25 protein-coding genes and 1 rRNA gene are annotated in these 23,453 nt (G+C 48.8%); 11 read left to right on the plus strand and 15 right to left on the minus strand.

Annotated elements, in window-relative coordinates; all coding sequences use genetic code 11:
* Window positions 1-310: 310 nt before the first annotated feature.
* Window positions 311-1,942 (minus strand): mechanosensitive ion channel family protein, encoded by a 1,632-nt coding sequence (locus NDA01_RS06655; protein ID WP_348227308.1) that lies wholly within the window; start codon window positions 1,940-1,942, stop codon window positions 311-313.
* Between the two features lie 427 nt (window positions 1,943-2,369).
* Between NDA01_RS06655 and NDA01_RS06660 the strand changes: the two genes are divergently transcribed.
* Window positions 2,370-3,470 carry a C2 domain-containing protein gene (locus NDA01_RS06660; protein WP_190431051.1) on the plus strand — a complete coding sequence of 367 codons (1,101 nt, stop codon included), beginning with the start codon at window positions 2,370-2,372 and terminating at the stop codon, window positions 3,468-3,470.
* Window positions 3,471-3,524: 54 nt separating this feature from the next.
* Here NDA01_RS06660 and NDA01_RS06665 read toward each other — a convergent pair whose 3' ends face one another.
* The 4 genes from NDA01_RS06665 to NDA01_RS06680 all read right to left on the minus strand — a co-directional run bounded on the left by NDA01_RS06665 (window position 3,525) and on the right by NDA01_RS06680 (window position 7,921).
* The gene (locus NDA01_RS06665) at window positions 3,525-4,229 is read right to left on the minus strand and encodes an SMI1/KNR4 family protein (RefSeq protein WP_348227309.1); all 705 of its coding nucleotides are present in this window, start codon (window positions 4,227-4,229) and stop codon (window positions 3,525-3,527) included.
* A gap of 24 nt (window positions 4,230-4,253) precedes the next feature.
* Complete coding sequence (locus NDA01_RS06670) at window positions 4,254-4,733, minus strand: DEAD/DEAH box helicase family protein (protein ID WP_348227310.1); 480 nt, start codon at window positions 4,731-4,733, stop codon at window positions 4,254-4,256.
* 150 nt (window positions 4,734-4,883) lie between these two features.
* Window positions 4,884-5,471: an SMI1/KNR4 family protein gene (locus NDA01_RS06675; RefSeq protein WP_348227311.1), complete on the minus strand. Its 588-nt coding sequence runs from the start codon at window positions 5,469-5,471 to the stop codon at window positions 4,884-4,886.
* Window positions 5,472-5,509: 38 nt separating this feature from the next.
* Window positions 5,510-7,921 carry an alkaline phosphatase D family protein gene (locus tag NDA01_RS06680; RefSeq protein ID WP_348227312.1) on the minus strand — a complete coding sequence of 804 codons (2,412 nt, stop codon included), beginning with the start codon at window positions 7,919-7,921 and terminating at the stop codon, window positions 5,510-5,512.
* Between the two features lie 135 nt (window positions 7,922-8,056).
* On the opposite strand from NDA01_RS06680, the gene NDA01_RS06685 reads away from it, so the two are divergent.
* Together NDA01_RS06685 and NDA01_RS06690 are read left to right on the plus strand one after the other, a co-directional pair.
* The gene (locus NDA01_RS06685) at window positions 8,057-8,404 is read left to right on the plus strand and encodes a hypothetical protein (protein WP_348227313.1); all 348 of its coding nucleotides are present in this window, start codon (window positions 8,057-8,059) and stop codon (window positions 8,402-8,404) included.
* Between the two features lie 79 nt (window positions 8,405-8,483).
* Window positions 8,484-8,717 carry a DUF433 domain-containing protein gene (locus tag NDA01_RS06690; RefSeq protein ID WP_348227314.1) on the plus strand — a complete coding sequence of 78 codons (234 nt, stop codon included), beginning with the start codon at window positions 8,484-8,486 and terminating at the stop codon, window positions 8,715-8,717.
* A gap of 80 nt (window positions 8,718-8,797) precedes the next feature.
* Here the strand turns inward: NDA01_RS06690 and NDA01_RS06695 are convergent, their stop codons facing one another.
* Window positions 8,798-10,003 (minus strand): FAD-dependent hydroxylase, encoded by a 1,206-nt coding sequence (locus NDA01_RS06695; protein ID WP_348227315.1) that lies wholly within the window; start codon window positions 10,001-10,003, stop codon window positions 8,798-8,800.
* A gap of 304 nt (window positions 10,004-10,307) precedes the next feature.
* On the opposite strand from NDA01_RS06695, the gene panB reads away from it, so the two are divergent.
* A complete protein-coding gene (panB, locus tag NDA01_RS06700; protein WP_348227316.1) occupies window positions 10,308-11,090 on the plus strand; it encodes a 3-methyl-2-oxobutanoate hydroxymethyltransferase in 783 nt (260 codons plus the stop codon).
* Window positions 11,091-11,094: 4 nt separating this feature from the next.
* Here panB and NDA01_RS06705 read toward each other — a convergent pair whose 3' ends face one another.
* The 5 genes from NDA01_RS06705 to NDA01_RS06725 all read right to left on the minus strand — a co-directional run bounded on the left by NDA01_RS06705 (window position 11,095) and on the right by NDA01_RS06725 (window position 13,334).
* Window positions 11,095-11,472 carry a hypothetical protein gene (locus NDA01_RS06705; protein ID WP_190431041.1) on the minus strand — a complete coding sequence of 126 codons (378 nt, stop codon included), beginning with the start codon at window positions 11,470-11,472 and terminating at the stop codon, window positions 11,095-11,097.
* A gap of 7 nt (window positions 11,473-11,479) precedes the next feature.
* Window positions 11,480-11,884 carry an XRE family transcriptional regulator gene (locus NDA01_RS06710; RefSeq protein ID WP_348227317.1) on the minus strand — a complete coding sequence of 135 codons (405 nt, stop codon included), beginning with the start codon at window positions 11,882-11,884 and terminating at the stop codon, window positions 11,480-11,482.
* A 222-nt stretch (window positions 11,885-12,106) separates the two neighbouring features.
* On the minus strand, window positions 12,107-12,481 hold the full coding sequence (locus NDA01_RS06715; RefSeq protein ID WP_190550835.1) for a hypothetical protein: 375 nt from the start codon (window positions 12,479-12,481) through the stop codon (window positions 12,107-12,109).
* A gap of 108 nt (window positions 12,482-12,589) precedes the next feature.
* Entirely contained in the window at window positions 12,590-12,868 is a 279-nt protein-coding gene (locus NDA01_RS06720; RefSeq protein WP_190431038.1) for a hypothetical protein, read from the minus strand.
* Window positions 12,869-12,950: 82 nt separating this feature from the next.
* Window positions 12,951-13,334 carry a hypothetical protein gene (locus NDA01_RS06725; protein ID WP_348227318.1) on the minus strand — a complete coding sequence of 128 codons (384 nt, stop codon included), beginning with the start codon at window positions 13,332-13,334 and terminating at the stop codon, window positions 12,951-12,953.
* A gap of 224 nt (window positions 13,335-13,558) precedes the next feature.
* Between NDA01_RS06725 and NDA01_RS06730 the strand changes: the two genes are divergently transcribed.
* The 4 genes from NDA01_RS06730 to NDA01_RS06745 all read left to right on the plus strand — a co-directional run bounded on the left by NDA01_RS06730 (window position 13,559) and on the right by NDA01_RS06745 (window position 19,077).
* Window positions 13,559-15,184: a cation:proton antiporter gene (locus tag NDA01_RS06730; RefSeq protein ID WP_431193333.1), complete on the plus strand. Its 1,626-nt coding sequence runs from the start codon at window positions 13,559-13,561 to the stop codon at window positions 15,182-15,184.
* 113 nt (window positions 15,185-15,297) lie between these two features.
* The gene (gene ahcY / locus NDA01_RS06735; protein ID WP_190431036.1) at window positions 15,298-16,575 is read left to right on the plus strand and encodes an adenosylhomocysteinase; all 1,278 of its coding nucleotides are present in this window, start codon (window positions 15,298-15,300) and stop codon (window positions 16,573-16,575) included.
* A gap of 85 nt (window positions 16,576-16,660) precedes the next feature.
* Window positions 16,661-17,263, plus strand: coding sequence for a DedA family protein (locus tag NDA01_RS06740; RefSeq protein ID WP_348227319.1), 603 nt, complete (start codon window positions 16,661-16,663; stop codon window positions 17,261-17,263).
* An 83-nt stretch (window positions 17,264-17,346) separates the two neighbouring features.
* On the plus strand, window positions 17,347-19,077 hold the full coding sequence (locus NDA01_RS06745) for an ABC transporter ATP-binding protein (RefSeq protein ID WP_348227320.1): 1,731 nt from the start codon (window positions 17,347-17,349) through the stop codon (window positions 19,075-19,077).
* Here the strand turns inward: NDA01_RS06745 and NDA01_RS06750 are convergent, their stop codons facing one another.
* Window positions 19,078-19,494, minus strand: a complete 417-nt coding sequence (locus NDA01_RS06750; RefSeq protein ID WP_199299867.1) for a c-type cytochrome — start codon at window positions 19,492-19,494, stop codon at window positions 19,078-19,080. It abuts the gene before it with no gap.
* Between the two features lie 192 nt (window positions 19,495-19,686).
* On the opposite strand from NDA01_RS06750, the gene petG reads away from it, so the two are divergent.
* Window positions 19,687-19,800 (plus strand): cytochrome b6-f complex subunit V, encoded by a 114-nt coding sequence (petG, locus tag NDA01_RS06755; protein ID WP_190431032.1) that lies wholly within the window; start codon window positions 19,687-19,689, stop codon window positions 19,798-19,800.
* Window positions 19,801-19,974: 174 nt separating this feature from the next.
* Here the strand turns inward: petG and rsmD are convergent, their stop codons facing one another.
* Both rsmD and hisH read right to left on the minus strand, forming a co-directional pair.
* On the minus strand, window positions 19,975-20,523 hold the full coding sequence (gene rsmD / locus NDA01_RS06760) for a 16S rRNA (guanine(966)-N(2))-methyltransferase RsmD (RefSeq protein WP_348227321.1): 549 nt from the start codon (window positions 20,521-20,523) through the stop codon (window positions 19,975-19,977).
* 57 nt (window positions 20,524-20,580) lie between these two features.
* Window positions 20,581-21,225: an imidazole glycerol phosphate synthase subunit HisH gene (gene hisH / locus NDA01_RS06765; protein ID WP_348227322.1), complete on the minus strand. Its 645-nt coding sequence runs from the start codon at window positions 21,223-21,225 to the stop codon at window positions 20,581-20,583.
* A 62-nt stretch (window positions 21,226-21,287) separates the two neighbouring features.
* Here hisH and NDA01_RS06770 point away from each other — a divergent pair, with 62 nt between their 5' ends.
* Together NDA01_RS06770 and NDA01_RS06775 are read left to right on the plus strand one after the other, a co-directional pair.
* Window positions 21,288-21,800 (plus strand): pyroglutamyl-peptidase I family protein, encoded by a 513-nt coding sequence (locus NDA01_RS06770; protein ID WP_348227323.1) that lies wholly within the window; start codon window positions 21,288-21,290, stop codon window positions 21,798-21,800.
* Between the two features lie 111 nt (window positions 21,801-21,911).
* Window positions 21,912-23,285 carry a DUF3370 domain-containing protein gene (locus tag NDA01_RS06775; RefSeq protein WP_348227324.1) on the plus strand — a complete coding sequence of 458 codons (1,374 nt, stop codon included), beginning with the start codon at window positions 21,912-21,914 and terminating at the stop codon, window positions 23,283-23,285.
* A gap of 62 nt (window positions 23,286-23,347) precedes the next feature.
* Here the strand turns inward: NDA01_RS06775 and rrf are convergent.
* Window positions 23,348-23,453, minus strand: a 5S ribosomal RNA gene (gene rrf, locus NDA01_RS31855); the annotation flags it as partial.

The following is a 23,453-nucleotide window of genomic DNA, read 5'->3' on the forward strand; positions in this document are numbered from 1 at the left end:
ATCACTCAATAGGTTAGGCTTCATTTTTTTATGCGCTTAGCTCATAATTTCGAAAGGAATTACCTTAAAAACGCAAAGCGTTATAAAAATTAAAATTGTCAGCAAAAATCTACTAACTCTCTCTAAAAAGAGTTACCATTCTGGCAGTATTGTCGAAAAGATTGGCTTTTTACCTAATACTGAGTGTCGAAAACTTCTTTCTAAGCGATCGCCCTTATTACCCTTCACCCAAAAGGGCGATCGCGCATCTCCTTGCTATGATTCAAGGCTCAATTACAGATTTAGCTTGAGCATTTAAGGATCTTGTTTTCTAATCATGATTGCCATTATTTGCAGTCTCAGGTTCACCGAAAGCGTCCACCTGCAACTTAGCTGACAGTTGTAGAATCGCCTTTTGCAGTTGAGGAGAGAGTTCTAGCGAGCCAGAACGGATATGCAGATCTCGTTGTGGTAAGGGAACCTCGATCTGGCGTTGCCGTAATAGTGCTTCTATACGGAAGTAAAGCTCACTCTTTAGGAAAAACTGTTTGCTCGGCTCCGCTGTCCACACCAACAATTCAAAGTTAAGTGCATGTTCGCCAAATCCTTGAAACCAAACTTGGGGTGGCGGCACAGTTAGAACTCCCCGATGAGCCTTGGTCGCTTCTAGCAGCGTGAGGCGCACCAGATTAGGCTCTGAGTGATAGGCCACGTGCACAGGCAGGTGCAAACGAACAATGGAGCTATGGTAGGTCCAGTTTTTCACCTCTCCTTCTAGCAAGCGCGAATTCGGCACAATGATCGAGATCTGGTCAAGGGTACGAATAATCGTGCTGCGGGCTCCAATGCGCTCAATCGTGCCCTGATATTCCCCGACTTCAACAAAGTCCCCCACCTGCACGGGTCGCTCAAACAGCAGCACTACGCCACTACCAAAATTCTTGGCAATATCTTGAAAGCCGAAGCCAATCCCTACGCCCAGGGCACTAGCCACGATCGCTAATGAGGTGATGTCCAAGCCCCAAATTTGCAACAGTACAATGGAGCCAATGAAGATCAGCGTGTACTTGGTGATGATGGTAACTGCTTCTTGAGCACTGCGGTTGATGCCAGAGACACTCAAAATTCGCGATCGCAGGACATTGGTAACGGCTCCCGCTAAACCGACTAAACCTAGCAGCAAACCGACCAGAATCAGCAAATCGATGATCGAATAGGCTTGCTTGCCCAAGCTAATGATGGGAGCCGTAAAACTCGTCATCAACGCACTGATAGCGCTGTAGGTCCATCGCCGGGACAGCGGAAACAGATTCATGACATAGAAGACTGACCCTAGCCAGAGAATGCTGCGAGCGATCGCCAAGCTTAGATAAAGCAGCAGATCGAGCAAACGAGGTTGTCCCTCAGGTACTGCATGCAAGTTGGGAAACAGTCGCTGAAATCCAGGGCGCAGGGAGTAGTGCCAGAAACGCCCTAGCAACAGATGCAGGATCAAGTCAACTAGCAGAACACTAGCCGCAATCAGCAACGCCTTTCGGACAAACTCATCGCCACGCTCGGTCTGGGATTCGTGGACTAAGGCCTGAATTTGTTCTGCCCAGAGCAATGCTTGGTCCATCGGCGTGCGAGCCAGAATCGTATCCCGCTCCGTCACTGTCAGCAGATAGCGATCGTTGATGACAATGGTAGGTAACTGATTGCGCTCTTCCACCTCAACGACTGCTGGTTCTGAGGTCTGAACCACTTCTCGCAGTTGCAAGTTGATTAAATCGGCTCGGTCCTGAGCGCTAAAATCTCCTGAAGCACTGACGCGAAACACGGTGCGGCCATCTAGAACCACAGGCGCTTTTGCCGTAGATTGCGCCTGAGCTACAGGTGGACTCAGCACGAGGAAGCCGATTAATGCGATCGCCACTCCAGCCGTCCTGAGTAGCTGAGAGAAAGCTGCTAAATACCGATTCACGTAGCTATCACGGATAGAAACACAATGAAGAGTCAGAGGGATGGCATGACTTAAAGGGCCAACACTCGTAACGTTTTAGCAGCTATTAGTTGTTGCTGTCGTCTCCCCGTTGGTAGGCAAATTCAGATAGTAACCAAGGTCAGTGTAAAACGATCGCCCAAAAATAGCACCGCTCGTCAGGGTAAGAGGGGTGGGCAGTTAAATAATTGGCTGTGTGTGAGCAAGCAATAAGTGCGATAGTGCGATCGCAATGTCTTCTAGCTTTCTTGGCCCCCCATTGCCTATTTCTCTTCTATGGGAACTTCAGATCGACCAGTGTGCCAGATCTTTTTTTGGTATTAATTAGCAGATGGTTTCAGAAACTCCTGGGACAGGCAATGAAGCTTGAATCATCAACCTGAAAATTGTCACTGCCTAGGAGACTTTTATGCGTCAGCTAATTCTCAAACAAATGAAGTGCTATGAATCAGAAGATTGGGGTGCCGATGAGTGCCGCCTCGAAGTCTTTGCCGATGGAGCACTTCAGCCTTATTTAAAGACCAGCCTAAATAACGGCCAAGCTTGGACCCTCAATCGAACTTACAACTTTAGAAACAACATCGATATTAAGCTGTGGGACGAAGATTCTCCAGACGGAGATGACTTTTTGGGCTCAGCCAGAATTGAAACAGGGATAACCGATAGCGCTGTATCTTTTACTCAAGACGGCGCAAATTACAAGCTCTGGTATCAAGTCGTAGAAGTCCCAGATGTTGACCCCGTGCAAGCGGCGATCGCAGCCTTTGAGCGATCGCCGCAGCCTGGTGTTTGGCCCTACATCGAAAAAGCCGCTCTCCTAGCCGATATTCGGGCTACGGTGCTCAATCCCTTCGCCGTCAACCAAAGCTATACACCCTTTTGTGGCCCTACGGCGATCGTATATGAGTTAGTGTCTAAGCAGCCTGCTCGCTATGTTTCTATCTGTCAGTCTTTGTATGAAACAGGGCAGTTTCAGAGCCGCACGAAAGTAGTTAGACCTGCGGATGGATTACGGAATAGCAAAGTCCGTGACGGTATTTCGGTTGCCGATTGGATGTTGATTGCCACGCTGCGAGACACTGAGAACTTGGTCTTTCCCGTTGATGCTAGCTCTAGCGGACTTGTGAATAATATTGCAGGTATCACGACTCCTTGGGAGATGAAAGGCTGGATCTACGAAATTCTAGGTTATGACCAGGTGAATTTTGAATCAACCTTTATCTATGGTGAGTTCGATGCCATGCGCAGCGCTCAAGCGGCTCGAAAGCAAGGTGGTGTTGCATTCTTATTGATTGACGCTTCCATGCTGCAAGGCTCTGCCCCTGCGATTGCCTACCCCAACCATTGGGTGTCCTATCTTGGTAACTTACAGATCGATGATGGAGTTTGGTATCAACATGATAGCGGCCATATTCGCTTCGACTGCTATAGCTGGGGCCGCAAATACTCGGTGGATCTAGGTGAAGGCCCTTTTGAAGACTACATGTGGGGCGTCGTCACTGGATATTAGAGTTCTTGTAAATCAATTGAGGTAGACGAAGCACCTACCTCAATTGAGCAAAATTTAGTTGCCGCCAAACAGCAAAGGGACGACATCCAAGAAATGCTGATTTGGCGGATCTTGAAGCGCTAGCGATCGCTCGTTGGCTTGATAATTGCCTGATTGATATTGATCGAGCATCCAAGCTATGAAGCCTGTTAGCGAAGGAGCCAGCACAAACTTCCTATCTTCATCAGCTCCGAAGTTGATCACCTGCCCAAATGTACCTGCAGGACCAGGGTCCAGATCTATGCCTAGATGATTGCCTGTCCAATCACGGGCGATCGGAATCCATTTCAAGCTGATATATAGCGTTTTAATGGCATCTTGCGGGAAAGATTCACTCTCAATCGCAGTTGCTATCTCTTCATCTTCCAAAGCCAGGTCACGCCAAGCGATCCACTCACTATAGATGTTGTCCGTATCCAAGAATTCCAGTCCTAAAAATAGTCCTGTAGTGTTCCCCTTTTGTCCATTGTGATGTCTATAAAAAGCTTTAAAGTCTTCAGGGAGATTGCAATCCAAGCGATACTCCAACTCACTGAGTTGTTCACTAGAGCAACCAGAATTGAGATCTGCCAGCACTTCCGGGAGATGCTCGCTCAGCCAATGATCTAAATCCAACCAAAGTTCATCCATTTTTGTGGCTGATTGGCTTTGTCTGTAGTTTATGCCTGCTGGCGCTAGCACGCTACCACTGAACAAGGTGAGAAAAGTTCGCCGTTTCATTCGCACTGCTGTACTCGTAGAACTTTAGGAGCTACTGACACAGGAATATTGCAATTCACTAAAATCTTTGGGATTGAAGACGGAATTTGATCCCGTAAAACCTTGACCTCTCCCAAATTGATTGCGGGGTAGCTGTCCAGATTGAAGCTGGTAGACCTGACTGGCGATCGGTAAATTGTTGACCCCTGGTTTCAAAATTGGGGTGACAATTAGTTGCACCGACTGTCCGCGATCTGGCTCGTCATAATAGAGGGCTTGAAACTCAAAATTATTGAGTGTTACCTTAGCAGGCTTGCGATCGCGCCGAATCGTCAGCTTAGCTTGCTGCTCTGGACGATAGCTGAGGGTAATACTAGGTCTGTAAACCAAGGTGCATTGAGCGATCGCCGCAGGGGTTGGTTTTGGTGTAGATGCAGCGGTAGGTGCTGGTGTAGATCCATGAACGAGTAAACCAACCAACAGCATCGGCGAAATGATTGGTTCTAGATGTCGAAAGAGTGCCATTGTTCTCAACTTAAGCAGGGTTGATCTAGTTCTAATCTGCCACTTTCAACGACCCAAGCTAAGGTTGTTACAGTTTTAGATCTGCCTATACACTCAAGCACTGTGCAATGTTAGATGCTCATGCTTAATCATCTTGGAGTTAGAGTCCAGCTACCAACCATCAGCATAGAGAGCGGCAACAGTATCTGGATTGTATTTGCGGCGGATTTCACCAAATCGCACCACATCTGCAACTTCTAAATCTCCATTGATGTGGGTGTAAATTCCGGTTTCATAGCACTCTGCGATCGCCAACATCATGTTTGTCAGACTGGTGAAAGCAAAGCTAAGGGAGCCATCATCGCAACCGATATGAAACACAGGCGTATGAGAACTTGAGGCATCTCCCCCAGGAACCGAAAAGTACTCCCCATCAAAGTCCAACACCGGAAAAAGATATTGCGGATCTCCATCTTGTTCTCGCACTTCCCGCCAGTAAGATTCATTAATTGTCGCTGCGCACTCCAAGGCACTGTCTAAGCCGAGTAAGCGGTGATAGACGAAGACTCCATCGTACGGGTTGCCATTTCGGCATTGATACAGTTCATAGACTTCCTGGGATACCCGAAAAGGTAACTGGCTCAGCTTGGTTTCAATCTCTACCAGCGACAACCCTGGCGCGAAACCTGATATAGCATTAGGGCTATACTGTTGCAGCCAATGTAGAATCCGATTAAGAGCTTCGGTCAACGCTGACATACACCACTTCTCCCAAACATATCTACTCGCGAAAAGACTCAATCAAGATGATTTACAGGATGATGCGGAGGCTGCATCTTTGCCAGCAGCGTTTGATTCGGAGCAACGGAGCTAACAAAGGAGCTATAAACAATTTGAGTTGGTTGCCAAGGCGAGAACCAGTAGAGATATTGAGCGATCGCATAAGCTCTACTACTAGCTGTAGGTTCAAACTGAATCACTGCTAAGTTATTTAATCCCACGACTTCTCGCCCATCCTGAAACCAGCGGTATCTCCAAAGCAGGAGAGGTTGTAACCAGCGGTGTCTAATGTTCCTTGCTCGTCTCCAAGGAGGTAGCAACCACGGCACCTCAGCGCCAAACGGAGAAATCCGCGTCTGATCTCGTGGCACCCATTCTAAAGCACAGGTCCAATCGGGTTGGGTAGAGGGAAGATTATCTTCTTTTAGAGAGGCGATCGCTCTGCCAGAGCGTTTTTCAGTTAGAGAAAAGGTTCCACGGCGGAGGCGAGGCAACTGTTTGGTTGAAAGCTCTACCATATCGGGCGAGTTGCTCCACCCCATCCAGTAACGTGTCTTTTCTGGTAGAAGCCAATCCTTTAACCGTGTGTGAATCAGTCGAGTTATGGTTTCTTCATTCTTCAGCGCACTACAAGTTAATTGCACCAAGACAGAGGCTGGAGCAGCAGAGGGTGGATTGCTTTGATGAGATAGACGCACCACTGAGCTGTAATGGATATCCCCAGACATCACGATCACTTGTTGGCGCTGCTCAAACAAGGTAGTCAGGAGTTGGGCTAGAGCTTCAGTATTGACGTTCCAAGCATCGCCAACATCTGTAGCAAATACTTTATTCTTGCTTAACTGCCACTGGTGAATCCAGTCAATCACTTTCATCCCAAACACATTGGTTGGGGCAATGATAAAGGTAGCTTGGAGCTTGTCTGTGTTTTGCAGGGGTCGAGTGAGTTGCCGCTCGAACGCTTGGGGACACAACAACATGGGTGGGGCGATCGCTTTTTCATCGGCGGGATAACCTCGCCAAGTGCGCGTATCCAACACCAAAACTTCGTGGCAAGCACTCCGGACCGTATAGTGCCAAGTGATAGCTTCCGGATGCCGTTCTAACACCAGCACAGGTCCATCGGAGACGAAGGTAGGTAAGCCTGTGAGGGAGTCGCGACTAGGCATTCCCACATAACGAGCGATCGCCTCATACGCTGTTTTGTCCGTTCCCTCCGAAGCAGACCAAGCTTGAGCAGCAGCCAATAATTTTTCGCCTGAGCTTCCTGCGGCAAACTGCTCTGGTGTGTTGCCCCAAGCTTGAAACACAGCATACGCCAACAGAGAATTTTGCACCGCTCGCCGCCCTAGCGGTCGGCCCAACACCCGCAAACACCAAGCTTGATTCAGGTTCCAGTCATCACTAACATCATGATCATCAAAGATGGTGTACATCGGAACATTGGCAAGAGCCCGCCGCACTTTCCAGAGGGTATGGATAAACTGCCGCATATCCCTAGCTTCTCGGTCCCAAGCTCGAATTGCCTTGCGATCGCAAGGCATCTCTTTGCCCAAAGGGATAGGATTTGGCCAACAAACCGGAGACCAAGCGAGGATATAAGATGCGTAGTACTCGCCCAAGCTCAGGAGATGACTCGTTATCTTAGCGCGTTGATTTCTTAACCCTGCTGTAAAGCCCGCCTGGGTAGTCGCCACCTCAGCGCGTTGTCCAACGGGTAGTTCGTTAGGTGTGCGATAAACTACGTCATTCGGTTCCCTCCGTCCTATGGGTAGCTTCTCTTCCCAACCCAGAAGCGCATCGCCGAGATGACTGGCTACCCACAACAAGGGATCTGCCACATCATCTCCGTAAATTTGATCTCCAGTCAAAAACAACTGATGAGGACGATGCCGAGGTTGGTTTGCCGTCTCCTCAATCAGACAATCGAGGAGTGGTAGGGCATCGAAGCCATTGCCATGGGGTTTACGGCAGGAACCTTGCACTATTCGCAGGTTTTGCAGTTGAGCTGGAGGCAAAGCAAAAGTTGGTTTCTCGTGGGCAAAGTAGCTGATGCTGACAGTAGGAAAATTGTCAGCACATAAGGCTTGTTGCAGCGTATAGGAAATAGGTGTTGGCTCTAGGGTTTCAAACTGGAGATCGTAAGCATAGATGCGATCGCTCATGAGCTGCTGCTTAGTAGCATGAGCTGTCACTGCCACGACATGCAGGAACTTGCCCAGCGCTACCGTAGAGCGGCTTCCTTCTAATAAGCAGTCGCTTAAAACTTCACCTTGATCTGTCGTTTCGTATATCTTGAGTGCTACTTGACACGGCTGTCTCAGGGCTAACCAAACTGTGACTGATTCTGAGTCTGTATGTTGCAGAATTGGCCCTGCTAATATCAGGGGCAGTTCACTCAAAAACTCGTCCCAGGCTTGGTCTTTCATCGCAAACTACCGAATGATTTCCGTAGTCTAGCCGAAAATTGTAGTCTTGCTTACAGGACAAGCACTGAAAGAGGCGATTGCCATTAGATAAAATTTTGGAAAGGCAATCTAAGCCAACCATTTATAGCAGCCACTATGGTAATGCATGAAGTTTACAGGGAGGATGGCTCCACCTTTTTAGCTAGAGAAGTTCAAGCCACCCTAAAGCCACAAGAAGTTATGCAAATGGTATCTTCTCATGGCATCCAATTTGCTTTTCTGGAAATCAACAAAAAGATTTATCTACACGAGCCTGAAGACATCAATTTATTTTGGGAAGAGGAGATCAAGCCAAAATTATGTAGATCCTTAGGTCCAAAGGTTTCGAGAAGACTCACTAAAAAAGGTATTTCCACACATAAGCAATTTAATTATTGCTACTTTGCCTCACTTTGGAAGTCTGAATTTTCAGAGAAGATAATAGTTTTATTCACTGCTCATTAGGCAGTCTTACTAAGAAATTGCTTCTTTACCAAAGCAGTTTGTATATGAAAGCAACCAACTCTACTTTATGAGGCATCTCATGAATCAAATATCGAATCTACTAACTCGAATTACCCAAACGCCAGGTCAATGCGGAGGTCGTCCTTGTATTAGAGGCATAAGAATTCGAGTAAGCGATATTTTAGAGATGTTAGCTGAAAACGTCATTACTACAGAAGTTCTAAAAGATTTCCCTGACCTTGAGTTTGAAGACATTCAAGCTTACTTAATCTTGGCGGCACGGCGCACTGATTTTCCTCGATTAACCGCATGAATATCTGGATTGATGCTCAGTTACCTCCATCATTAGTAGCTTGGCTGAGTGATAGATTTTCGATCATGTTCCATAAGAGCCTAATGCCTCGCTAGTTGGGGCGATCGCCCAGTTTGACCCGTCATTAACCGCAAAGCAAGATACTTCAAAGGTTGAAGGAGGCGCAGCAGAGAGAGACCCAAGCGACGAATGAACACCAAAGGTAGCCAATTAGTTGAGAAACAGCGATCGAGGAAATCGGTGAAGCCTAGGATTGTTAGGTTTTCGAGTTTGCGCCAGCGTTCGTAGCGTCGCAGCACTTTCAAGTCACCAATGTCTTCTCCTTTTTGGTGCGCCTGCAACAAGACTTGGGCCAATGCTGCCGCATCTCGAATTCCCATGTTTAAGCCTTGACCACCTACCGGATGACAACAGTGGGCCGCATCTCCCACCAATGCCAAACGCGATAACGTATAGCGATCGCTCTGCATCAACTGCACCTGAAACACATAGCGATCGCTAGCCAGAGATAACTTGCCCATTTGGTCGCCATAGCGCCGAGAGAGTTCTGTAAGAAAAGCTCCATCGTCTAGGTCAGCCATTGTCTTCGCTTCTGCGTGGGGAGCTGTCCAGACAATCTGGCAACGATTTCCAGGCAGGGGCAAAATCGCAAACGGGCCACTTGGCCAGAACCGCTCATAGGCAATGCTGCCGTGCTCTTTTTCCGGCTGAACCACACAAGTAATGCAGGACTGCCAATACTTCCAGCCACGAGTGCGAATTCCAGCCTCTTGACGAATGGGCGATCGCGACCCATCCGCCGCTACCAGCAAACGGGTGCGAATGATCCGAGCTTTTCCCTCAACCTCAACTTGCAACTCCACCCCATCCGGTTGATAGTGCGCCTGCACCACCTCCGCTGGACACAATTCCGTAATGTTCGGGCTGTTGTCTAAGCACTCATACAACGCCTGCATGATGACGTTGTGTTCCGCCACATAGCCTAGCGCCTCCGTACCCAAATCCTCTGGCAAAAACCGCACCGCGTGGGGGTAGTCTGCATCCGAAAGACGAATTTGGCAAAACGTCGTAATCTTCGGCAGAATCTCTTGCCACAACCCCAACCCCTGAAAAATCTTGCCCGATAGCAACGTCACCGCGTAAGCCTGCCGTCTGTTCAACCCCGTCGTCCGAGGTCGCGCCTCAATTAGCGCCACCCGCAACCCCGAATCCCGCAACGCACAAGCTAGCAGCGTCCCGACAATCCCGCCACCCGCGATCGCCAAATCATAGTCAAAACCAACCATGCTTAACCGTCTTTAATAAAACAGTCTGAGAAATTGTGATTTTTCTTAATTATTACGCGAACTGCCTAGAGGAGCAAGGAGAAGTAAGGATGAAAGATGAAGGGACTGAGGAATGAGGAGCAAAAACAGAAGACCAAAAGTACCGAAACGCTTATAGCTAGATTCGTCTGGAGGAGGTCTGGAGGACGCAGCCGTCCTTCAGCGGGGGTTTGGGGGCAAGTGTCCCCAAGCTCTTGGTTTTAGCGCCTAGTTGCGATCGCACACATAAACAAGTGAGACTAGAACTTCGTTCAGCAAAGTAAACATGACAGTTAAAATCCAGCAGTTGAGCCAATGGAAACAGCAAGGTCGTCCCATCGTCGTACTTACCGCTTGGGACTACGCGTTCGCTCAAATTCTGGATCAAGCAGGTGCCGATATTCTCCTCGTTGGAGATTCCCTAGCAATGGTGGCACTAGGCTACGAAACCACATTGCCCATTACTCTCGAAGAAATGCTGCACCATGCTAAAGCAGTTCGCCGTGGAGTCAAACAAGCACTAATTGTCGTTGACCTACCATTTTTAAGCTATCAGGAGAGTTGGCAACAGGCCATCCAGTCAGCAGGGCGAGTCCTCAAAGAAACAGGTGCCCAAGCCGTGAAACTAGAAGGTGGCTACCCAGCGATGGCGGATACTGTCACTCATTTAGTCCAGGTTGGCATCCCCGTGATGGGGCATGTCGGTCTTACCCCGCAGTCAGTCCATCAACTCGGCTATCGTCAACAAGGCAAATCCATAGAAGCCAAAGAACGAATTTTGGCAGAAGCGATCGCCCTCGAACAAGCGGGAGCCTTCACGATCGTCTTGGAACATATCCCTGCTGATTTAGCTCAGCAAATCACCCAGAAACTCACTATTCCTACTATCGGCATTGGCGCTGGCCCGCACTGTGACGGTCAGGTGCTCGTTACAGCGGATTTGCTAGGGCTTTCCAGTTGGCAACCTCCTTTCGCCAAAACCTACGCCAACTTACGAGAGAGCATTACCCAAGCAGTGCAAGGCTTTGCCAGTGAGGTGCGATCGCAGGAGTTTCCGCCTAAACCATAAAAGCCTACAGTTTTTCTTCCAGCGGCTTACAAAAATCGTCAATTCCAGCTTTAGCGGCGTAGATGCTCACGAGAGTTGCCAGTTCCCAAGGTAACGCTTTGGTCTCGACTAGCTGTGTGATGGTAGTCGCCACGCGGTTGTCCACCAAATCGGCTCGTAATTCTGCCTGGCATAGCCTGGGCCGCCAGCGCTTCGCTAAACTCGTGATCCAACCCTCAGAGGTGGTAGGTTGTTGCCCAACCTGGATTGCTAGGGCGATCGCCGCATCCTCTAGATCCCCCTCACAGTCCTCAATCACATCCAAAGCGACCAAAGCTTGGGGATAATCGCTCAGTTCAGCGCGAAAATCAGAAATTTCTGTCGGCGTGAGAATTGTATCCATAATCAAACTAACTAGACGAATGAATAGAAGCTGATGACCGCTTTACTTCAGGCTGGCTAAGGCGTAATTCTTGCACCAATCCTTCAACAGATCCTCGGAGTTGGTTCACCGTCAGCTTTAAATCTGCAAGCTCTGTATCTAAGTGATCTAAACGCCCTTCTATCGCTTTAAAGTCGAAATTTGTCTGAGAAGTCGTCAATTGCCAGAAGGAACAATTGAGGGCAGAAAGCACTTTTTGAACGGTGGAAAAATTAGGATCGTAGTCCGAATCATTCAGAATTCGATTAATTTGCTGAGTATAGCCTAAAGCACTGCCTCCATGCTCTTTAGCAATTCGCGCGGAAATTTTGCGAATGCTCATCTGCTGAGTTTTCATCAGCTCTCGAATTAATTCCACCACATTTTCTTGCATAAACCTCCTTCATCTACTAGGCTTAAATTAAGAACTTGAATCACTAAGTGACCTTCACCTCGCGGCGGGGGCCACTTTTTTATTTCTATTTATTTCTATAAGTAATTAAGTGTAGAAATACCGCTTGATTTTCAAGAAAAAAGCAGCAGGACAAGGGTCCTACTGCCACTACATTTCTCTCAAAAACAGATTTGAGAGCAGAGAAGCTGAACGGTTAAGTGACTAAAGCCCAACGAACTCGCGAGTTTCCAAGCCAGTGAGCTGCTGAGCGATCGCGAGACGAGTTTCCAGCTTGGCGACGCTAAACTCATTGCGCAGATGCTCTAGATGAGCCAAAGCGTTAGATTTCTCGGTGCTCAGGCGCAGCAGGGCATCCATCGCATGCTGATACTCAGGATTTACTTGCAGCACTTCAAAACGGCGAGCCTTACGCTGATTGTCATTCTTTAGGTTGGTTTCAAACGCTACGACCATATCAGCATTGCCTTCTAAGCGAGCAATATGCTGGCGGGCTTCCCCAATTTGGTGCTCCAGCTCATTCACCGCTTGAGCAGCTTGAGCGATCGCGGCAGGATACTGGCTGATGCTGAATTTCATAAATATCTTCCCTAAGCAAACTAAGAACTTGAATGTAAGGGTCAGGAATCAATAGGAGGCTGAGTAGAACAGCAACCCAGCCCGGAGAGCAATAGGCATCAGCCTAAATTACGCAGCTAGTTCTTCTAACTGCACTCGCTGCGATCGCACTGCCGCATCCAGATCGCTCGGAAGCAGACGCTTCGTTTGAGCATTCGGTGCGGTCTGCTCCAATACCTGAACTTCAATATTGACCGATACCAAATAAGAGCCAGCCGCTTCCCCGACTGCCTCGGCAATTAGCTCAGCCAGGTCAGGGCGATTGGCGGTGATGGGGTCGCGGAGGGTGCAACGGTCCCAGTCATATTTGGCAGTTGGGTCCACGCTGAGAATGTAGTGCTTAGTCATGGCGCAAGAACTTGAATCACTGTATTTATTGTAGTGTATTACCACCACATTTTCAAGGAAAAACAGGCCCGTTACGCGCTGCTTAAGCAGCCAAAACTGGAGGTGCAACTTGCAAGGCGCAATCGCGAATATTGGCTTGACCAGCACTCAAACTGGGCCGTTTTACATCCATCCGATCCCAATAGGCTAAGACCTTTGCAAGGTCAGTATGCTCCCGCAAAGCGATCTCATAGGTGTACTGAGACAGCATCTTTCCGCGCCGGAGCTGATAGGTGTAACCCAAGCCAGATAAGTACTTAGCGAAAGCCTGAGCCTTACTCAACTTGTCGAAACCAAAGTAACAAGCTGCGGCAGGTCCACCCGATTTAGGCAACTTCTGAAAGGGGCTGCGTACGACCAAAACTCGGGGTGACAGGTACTGACCGACGCGACCTTGCTGTAACGAAAAAAAGCGACCGATCTGCATATTTAGAACTTGAATCTCACTAGATCTATTGTAGTTTACAAGCACTACATATAGAGCCTATGTAGAGGTCGTATTTTAGGGTAATAACCACCCTGAAAGCGCTGAAAAATCGACCATTTTTGCGACCAAAACTGAGGAGCTAGCCTTCGATACCATTATAGTATTTCTGTACTAACAGCGTCTTGGTTCAATCCAATAGCATCTAGATAGCTTGAGGGGTGAGTATGTCACTATGGCAGCAAGTCACGATTGTGATTTGTTGTTCATTCTTAACAACTATGGCTATAGAAGCAGTAACAGAGGGAGTAGCCATTGAGCAAAATCTCAAGCAGTTTCTCTTGGTGCTCTCTGTTTCCTTAAGTGTGGCCACCCTACCCAGGATCATTAGTTGGTTTCGCCAAATTCCCTACACGCTGCTGTTGGTGATTGTGGGGCTAGGGCTGGCGTTTATTGATATTCGCTTAGTGAATCTTTCGCCAGAGCTAATTCTGTCTATCTTTTTACCACCGCTGTTATTTGAGGCAGCTTGGAATATCAAGTGGTCTAACCTCAAGCAAGACTTGATCCCGATTTGCTTATTTGCAGTGCTAGGGGTGGTCATTTCGATCGCCGGAGTCGCTTGGGGATTGATCTACTTAGGAGGTGTCTCCTTGACCACAGCCTTGTTAGTCGGAGCTAGCTTATCCGCTACCGATCCGGTGTCTGTAATTGCTTTATTTCGAGAGCTAGGCGCAGGTAAACGGTTGACCACCTTGATGGAAGGCGAAAGTCTATTTAACGATGGCATGGCTGTGGTTGCCTTTGGGTTTCTGGTGGGCCTGCCCCTCGGCACTAGCAACTGGGATATCTCAGCTCTGCTCGCCAGTTTAATTGGAGTGGTTGGGATTGGGATTGGCGTGGGCTGTCTGATTGGCTTTGGCATTTCCTATCTGACCCAGCGGTTTGATTTACCCTTGGTGGAGCAATCTCTGACCCTTGTTTCAGCCTACGGTACCTACCTGATTACCGAAGACTTGGGTGGTTCTGGCGTGATCGGCGTCGTCACGACTGGCATCATTTTGGGCAACATCGGCTCTCAGATTGGCATGAGTCCTCGAACTCGGCTGGTAGTGACTGAGTTTTGGGACTTCTTAGCTTTTTTCGTCAACTCAATCGTGTTCTTGCTGATTGGTGATCAAATTCATTTTTCGGTGCTCGGTGCGAACCTAGGCACGATCGCCATCACTATTGGAGCCATGCTAATCTCCCGTGCGATCGCCATCTATGCTTTGGGTGCCCTGAGTAATGGGGTAGCTAAATCTCGCATTCCTCTACCCGAGCAGACAGTATTGTGGTGGGGCGGGCTACGGGGTTCGGTTTCTATTGCCCTAGCCTTGAGTGTGCCCACGATTTTGGGAGAGCGCGAAGAAATCATTGCCACTGTCTTTGGCACAGTTCTATTCACTCTCTTAGTTCAAGGACTCACGGTCAAACCGTTGCTAGAGCGTCTAGGACTCCTAAGCGACCAACCCATCCAGCAAAAATATGTAGAGACGATCGCTCGCTGGGTGGCGATCAACCGAGTCAAAAAACACTTGATGCAAAGCGATCGCCCCGAAATTGACCCGGAATTTTACCGCTATCAAACTGCACTGGTCAAAGGTCAGCTCAGCGATTTGCAGAGTGAGATTGACCAACTACACAGTGAGTATCCGGATCTGCGCGATTTTAGCCATGAGCTTCTATGGGAAGAACTAACGGCGATCGAAGCTGACACCTATGCAGAATTTGTGCGAGCAGGCCGCCTGAATAGCAAACTCGCTCCTCTGCTGGCAGAAAACTTAACTCAGGTTGAAGAGAAACCTCTGTAGTCTTTACCGCAGTCTTTGCCGCCAATCAGACCTGCTCCCAGGTGTTAGATCATCAGCAAATGCGGTTAGTCTAGTTTAAGTCAGTGAGTTCAATATTCTAAGGAAGCAATTTCATGACCGCGACTCCCATCCGGCTGAAGCACGAAGTCAAAGATTTATCACTTGCACCCCAAGGCAGACAGCGGATTGAATGGGCTGGGCGGGAAATGCCTGTTCTACGTCAGATCCGCGATCGCTTTGCTCAAGAAAAGCCATTTGAAGGGCTGCGTCTCGTTGCTTGCTGCCACGTTACCACGGAAACTGCGCACTTGGCGATCGCGCTCAAAGCGGGTGGAGCCGACGCCATCTTGATCGCCAGCAACCCCCTCTCTACTCAAGATGACGTGGCTGCTAGCTTGGTTGCCGATCACGACATCTCTGTATATGCCCAAAAAGGCGAAGACAACGACACTTACCACCGTCACGTCCAAATCGCTCTCGACCATCGTCCCAACATCATCATCGACGACGGTAGCGATGTGGTTGCAACTCTAATTCAACAGCGCCAGCACCAAATCGCTGACCTGATTGGCACCACCGAAGAAACTACCACCGGGATCGTGCGCCTGCAAGCCATGCTGAGAGATGGCGTGCTCACCTTCCCTGCCATGAACGTCAACGACGCCGACACCAAGCACTTCTTCGATAACCGCTACGGTACAGGCCAATCCACCTTAGATGGCATCATCCGCGCCACCAACATTCTGCTGGCTGGTAAAACGCTAGTGGTAGCTGGTTATGGCTGGTGTGGTAAGGGCACCGCTATGCGGGCTCGCGGCCTAGGCTCCAACGTCGTCGTGACTGAAATTGACCCCATCAAGGCGATCGAAGCAGTCATGGATGGCTTCCGTGTCATGCCTATGTCCGAAGCTGCTGCGATCGGCGATATCTTTGTTACCGTCACAGGCAACAAGCATGTCATCCGGGCTGAGCACTTTGCAGCCATGAAAGATGGTGCGATCGTTTGTAACTCTGGTCACTTCGACATCGAAATTGACCTCAAATCCTTGGGTGCTAAAGCAACCGAAGTGAAGGATGTTCGTAACTTTACCCAAGAGTATCGCTTGCAAAACGGCAAATCGGTTGTGGTTCTGGGCGAAGGTCGCTTGGTCAACTTGGCTGCGGCAGAAGGCCATCCTAGCGCTGTGATGGATATGAGCTTTGCCAACCAAGCTCTTGCTTGCGAACACTTGGTGAAGAACAAGGGTAACTTGGCTCCCGGAATTCATTCTATCCCCACTGAAGTCGATCGCGAAATTGCGCGTTTGAAACTGCAAGCAATGGGTGTGCAAATTGATACGCTCACCCCTGAGCAGATTGAGTACATTAACTCTTGGACTGCTGGAACCTAAACCTAGTTTTTAGCATTCTCTGAATTGGGGCGTTCTCAGCGCCCCATTTGTTTATGTTCTAAATTACCTGTGAGGAATTGAGCAGATGGCTGAGTGGATTACCAACACCATGAACTCCCTAGGCTACGTGGGTATTGGTCTATTGATGTTTTTGGAAAATCTCTTTCCACCCATTCCATCTGAGCTAATCATGCCTCTGGCAGGCTTCACAGTTTATCAAGGCAAAATGCAGTTTTTCTACGCTGTCTTAGCAGGGGTGCTGGGCACAGTGTTGGGAGCCTTGCCCTGGTACTATGCAGGCAAATTACTGGGTGAGGAACGGTTGAAGGCTTTAGCCGATCGCTATGGCAAATGGTTATCTATCTCTAGCAAAGATATTGATCGAGCCGATGAGTGGTTCGATCGCTACAATGCCAAGGCTGTCTTTTTCTGCCGTCTCGTACCTGGTGTCCGCACCTTAATTTCTCTTCCTGCTGGCATTAGCGGCATGCCGATGGTACCGTTTCTGATTTACTCGACCCTAGGCACCACTTTATGGGTGAGCCTGTTGACTTATGCAGGCTACGCCCTTGGCCAAAACTATCATGTGGTGGATAAATATATCGGGCCGCTCTCTAAAGTAGTCCTCTGCATTCTGATTGCAGCTTTCATTATTTGGGTGGTTAAGAAGAACTGGAAACGCGCCTAAGTTTCCTCAGGCTACGCCATTCAGAAACTACCAAAAACTGGTAGCGTCAGACAAAGGAGAGAACACTTGCTGGACGCTACCCCTTGAAGACACGATCGCACTATTGGCAGCTACTGCCCTACCTCAAACCTCACTGGCGCACGATCGCTCGAGCTTTTGCTTGCACCCTTGTATTTACTGCTTTTTGGCCTGCTTTAGTCTGGCTAGCAGGGAAGTTGCTGAGTCTCACCGCTAAAGGAGACATCAGGGAGCTAGCTCAAGTAGCAGGGGTGGTTGCCGTCGGGTTTCTGGTGCAGAAAACAGCTCAGTATGGGCAAGATTCGCTCATGGCTAAGGCTGCTTTGGCGATCGCCTATGACCTGCGGCGGCGAGTCTATAGTCATCTGCAAACCCTCAACCTCAGCTATTTTGAAACCGCTCAAACCGGAGACTTAACCTACCGCCTGACCGAAGATATCGATCGCATTGGCGAAGTCGTGAATAAGATTTTTCATGACTTCATTCCTTGTGTGTTGCAACTCGTGGTCGTGTTGGGCTACATGATCTATCTCAACTGGCAACTGACCCTCGCAACCTTTCTCGTGGCTCCCCTGATGGGGATTCTGATTAGTTGGTTCGGTCAAAAAATGCTGCTTTTCTCTCGTAGTAGCCAAAACCGAGTTTCTGACTTATCCTCACTGCTCACCGAAGTCTTTAGTGGCATTCGTTTAGTGCGAGCCTTTGCCGCCGAAGACTATGAAATCGATCGCTTTAGTCGTGAGGCTGAGCGCAATCGCCAAGCTAAATATTTAGCGGCTTGGTTACGAGCGGTACAGTTTCCCGTAGTGGGATTTCTCTACGCACTGAGTGTGCTTTTGTTGCTGCTTTTAGGGGGTTGGCAGATCTCCCAAGGCAATCTAACTGGAGCTGAGTTTGGTAGTTATGTGGCGGGCGTTGGCTTGCTGATCGATCCGATCGCCCACATTACCGATAACTACAACGAATTCAAGCAAGGCGAAGCTTCTGTCGATCGCATCTATGAGTTGTTTGCCATCCAGCCCGCTGTCACGGAAAAAGCGAATGCCCAACCTATGCCTGCGGTGACTGGTAAAGTGGAGTGTCGCAACATTGGTTTTAGCTACCAAACCGATCAGCCTGTACTGGAAAATCTCAGCCTCCTAGCTTTGCCTGGAGAAGCGATCGCTCTAGTTGGTGCTTCTGGAGCGGGAAAAACTACTTTGGTGAATCTCCTGCCGCGTTTCTATGACCCTCAAGCAGGCCAAGTGCTGATTGATGGTGTAGATATCCGTGATGTCACCTTACGGAGCTTACGGCAGCAGATTGGCATTGTCCCCCAAGAAACAATTTTGTTTTCTGGCACGATCGCCCAAAACATCGCCTTTGGTCGCTCTAAGTTTGACCTAGATGCTGTGGAAGCCGCTGCCAAAGTTGCCAATGCCCATCAATTCATTACTCAGCTCCCGGAAGGTTATCAAACCTGGGTGGGAGAACGTGGGGTTAATTTATCGGGAGGGCAGCGCCAACGAATTGCGATCGCCCGTGCAGTGCTCCTAGACCCCCGCATTCTCATCCTCGATGAAGCCACTTCAGCTCTGGATTCAGAATCTGAAGCCTTGGTGCAAGAAGCACTAGAGCGGCTGATGCAAGGTCGTACTGTGTTCATCATTGCCCATCGTCTTGCGACTGTCCGGCGCGCCGATCGCATTTTGGTATTGGAAAAAGGCCGTGTGGTGGAGTCGGGGACTCATGCCGAACTTTTAGCGCAAGGCGATCGCTATGCTCGCTTCTACGCTCAACAATTCCAAATTGGCTAGTTAAAGCGTTTCCAGGTAGCTCAGCAAATCTGTCATTTCCTGCGGACTCGGCTGGAATTGTGGCATTGGGGGTGTTCTGCCACTAATTACTTGATGGATCAGCTTTAACTTTGACTTTCGCCCAGAGATATTTCGCAAACTTGGACCCACGCGACCGTCTGCTTCTAGCCCATGACATCCAGCACAATTCATTTGAAAGATGGCATGGCCAAGCACTGGGTCTCCTCTAAGAGACAGCACACTCTTGACGTAAGGATCAGAAACTTGCCATTGGTGGACACCCAGAATCACCAACAGAATCGTCAGCAAAATTGACAACGCAATTAAGCTGATCTTCTGAATTAAAATTTCGGGCTTAATCGTCTGGTTATCCAAAAGATTTCTAACTGTAAAGGAGATATACAAAGAATTTTTCATTCAATAACATAGCTTAAAAGTTTCAAAGCGTGCAGGCAACCAGAGAGAGTTTTCTCAGATGGCTGACTAAAGTCAACAATCCTGTGGCCTCACATAACCTCAACCAACAAAATCAACTTGGTGAAATACTAGTAGTATGAGAAACAGGCAAGAAACGTTAACGTACTGCAAACGGTCATAAGGAGATTTGACGTGGTAGAGCCTTTGCTTTCTGGGATTGTTCTCGGTTTAATTCCCATCACCCTAGCTGGATTGTTTGTTGCAGCGTACCTACAGTACCGTCGCGGCAACCAGCTCGGCCTGTAAAATCCATAAAATCTAGCCCTGGCCCTTTCGGAGTTTTCCTCCTAGGTCAGGGCTAATTTTTTGACTAGGATTTGCGATCGCGCCAAGCTGCCCTTGTCCTGGGAGATAGCTCAACGTAGTTGTTCAGCTGCCTTTGCTTACTAGATTGCCCAAATCGGTTTCTAGGGCTGCAAATCAAGTCGTAGCTTGGCAGTAAAACGTTAAGGCAGTGTTGCCATAGTTTTTCTCACGACAAACCTCCAGCGTAGGTATCTGGCCCATCGCCCAACCTTGGGGGTCATGTTCCACAGCAATTTCACCATCGGGTGCAAGAAGCTGACAATGCGCGATCGCCTCTAAAACAGGTTGATACAAATCACTAGCATAAGGCGGATCAAAATAAATGCAGTCAAACTTCTGGCCTGCGGCTCCTGGCAAGCGCTGCAAAATATCTCCCCGCCACACCTGAAATTGCTGCTCTGGTTTGGCTACCTGCTGCCAATTTTGCCGAATCAAGCTACAAGCTCGGCTCGATTGCTCAATCCCCAGTACTGAAGCAGCTCCCCGACAGAGGGCCTCTGCTCCCATCGCGCCGCTACCTGTACACAAATCTAACCAACGGCAGCCTTCCACCTTTCCCTGCCACATGTTAAACAAAGCTTCTCGAACCCGAGCAGATGTAGGTCGAGTAATCTGCCCAGGCAGAGTCTTTAGTTGGCGATTTCCATAAATCCTTAAACTCATGGATCAACGCAGCGATCGCTTACCATAGTCATCTCGCAGGGAAAAATATAATTGAAATTATCGTGATTCAACTAAACTGGCAGTCCGAACCTGACTGACAAAGTTCGCTAAAATCTGTAAGCCTGCGTCAGAAGACTTTTCAGGATGGAACTGTACCGCCATCAAATTGTCTCGGGCGATCGCCGCTGTCACGATTTGGGAACCATGCGTCACTGTGGCAGCCCGCACTTGAGGATCCATAGGATCAACATAGTAAGAGTGGACAAAATACACCCAAGGCTGAGCAGGCAAGCTTTGCCAGATAGGTAATTGGGGTTGCGTTAAGTTGAGCTGATTCCAGCCCATGTGGGGAATTGTAATTCCAGGCTCTCGGCGGAAATGACGCACCACCCCAGGCACAATTCCTAAGCCTGGTTCTTGGCCTTCCTCACTGCCGTCAAACAAAATTTGCAAGCCTAAGCAAATGCCTAGAAATGGCTTACCACTGGCGATCGCTTGTTTGATGGGTGCTTCTAAATGGCGCGATCGCAGATGTTGCACTGCTGGGTCAAATGCTCCCACACCAGGAAGGACAACTGCATCTGCTTGGGCGATTTCATCAGGGCGATCGGTAATTTGAGGCGTGGCTCCTGCTCGCTCTAAGCCTTTGCAAACCGAGTGTAAGTTGCCCATATCATAATCGACCACTGCAATGACTGCCATTAACCCACTTCCCTACGCTGATTCAAAGTACTTTCATTGTAGTTGGTTGTAGATTACCTCTCATGCCACAAACCATCCTTCTCACTTCTTTTGCCACCTGGCAACCGTATCAGCGATCGAACTCTTCTGATGACTTACTGGAAATAGTCTCCCGCCAAAATCCTTACCCCAAGCAACTGCATTTTCTTCGCCAGATTCCAGTCGATTTTCATGTCGCCCCAGCTCAGCTTCTAGCCAAAGTAGATGAATTACAACCCAGCATCATCCTTTGTTGTGGCATGGCAGAAAGCCGCTGTCTGCTCACAGTGGAGTCCAATGGCAAGCATGGCGATGAGGTTATCACCACACCTCTAGACTTAGAATCTTTAATTGCAGCCCTACGCATAACAGCCATCAGTCACGATGCTGGGCAATTTGTTTGTAATTGGCTTTATTACTCGCTCTTGAAATATTGCAGAGAGCAAAAGCTCCAGAATCATTGCCTCCTTGTTCACGTACCAGTTTTGACTCCACAAAACCTAGAACTCGTCGTGCCCGATTTCTTAACAATTATGCAGCGCTTGCTGAGCCTGTAATTGAAATTGATCAAATTCACTCCAACCGATCAATTTTTTCAAAGGCAAATATAGAAACTTACCGCACCCCGTAAACTTTTTATTATTGATACGTTTCGAGCAAACTGCCACATGTTCTCGTTGTTGCCCCTCTTCACTTTGGCTCAAGCCACTCCTACGCCTTCCCCACCGCCTTCGGAAGAATTTGTGCGTCTGCAAGAAGTCAGGGCGTTACCTGGTCAGTTAGATGATGTTTTAGTCTTCAATAGCAATAGCCCGGAAGTAGTGCAGAAAGAAGGGATTCTACTTTCGACCTTTCCTTCTGCAAATAAACGCTTTCCTGCGGCTCATCTTAATGTCCCCCTTCAGGGCCGCTTCGATCTCTTCGCACATCACATTGCTAAAGCGACTACCCCTGAAGATTTGAAGACACTGTATTTAGGTGCAATTCTCCACAACTCCAGCAGCCAACCAGTCACCGTTGATATCCTGCAAGCCGCTAGTTATCTCAGCCAACCAGATGCCCCCTTTATTGAGCTACCTCCCTACATTGAAAATCCAACTGGGAGCGTCTACGCAGGCCCAGGCGATCGCGCCATGAATGATATCTTGCGAGGCAGAAGGCAAGCTGACTTCCCAGCACAACTGGTGATCCCACCCGGGGAAAGCCGCATGCTCCTCAATCTCCCAATCCCAGTTAAAACTCTCGATCCGCCTATCAATGGTCGCTCTACATTAATGCGCTTAAGGAGCAACGGACCAGTCTATCTGGCTACTTTAGGGATGTTTGCGCAGACCAATGCAGATGGTAATGAACGGGCTCCCACACTAGAGGAATGGGAAAACCTCTTGAACAATGGTGAGTTATCAGGACCACGCGATCGAACTCCTACACCTCCAGATATCAAAACAGGCCAAGTAATTTACAGTCGAGTCGCTGGAGTCGCTCAAGGATCTACCTGGCAATCTCAACTTGTCGATAGCCCCACTAACCAATTCCTAACCATTCCGACGGCAGAACAAGCATTCTCCTATGGCCTCAGCACATTACTAGCTGGAACTTTAGGGACGAATCAAATCCAGAGCGCTCCGATACAAGCTCGTTATTCCGATACAGCCTACCAAGCCCACGGCAACTACGCAGTTCAGTACAACTTGACTCTGCCGCTCCACAATCCTACTAGCCAATCACAGAGAGTTACCGTTTCCCTAGAGACACCCCTCAAAGAAGATGCACTCAGTAAACAGGGCCTACGTTTCCTAGAACCACCTGCTCGTCAAGTGTTCTTTCGGGGTAACGTTCGAGTCCGTTATAACGATGAGAGCAATCGGCCGCTCACTCAATATATCCATTTAGTACAACGGCGAGGCGAAGAAGGTGAACCACTCGTCACCTTAAGTATTCCTAGCAACCAGCACCGCCTCGTTCAGGTTGATTTTCTTTACCCTCCTGACTCAACTCCGCCCCAAGTTCTAACAGTCAAAACCCTAGACACCCCCAATTAGCCTAAAAACAAAAAAAGGCTCCTTTGATTAAATACAAAGGGGCCTTCTTTATTTGATTATTGCCCTGGCATCGAGCTATTGTCCCGTGGGGCTGCCCCCAAAGTATCGTCGCCGCTACAGCGTTTCACCTCTGAGTTCGGGATGGGTCAGTGTGGTTCCACCGCGCCA

Origin of the sequence: Trichocoleus desertorum AS-A10 (genome assembly GCF_039962155.1) — a bacterium.
Lineage (GTDB): Bacteria > Cyanobacteriota > Cyanobacteriia > FACHB-46 > FACHB-46 > Trichocoleus.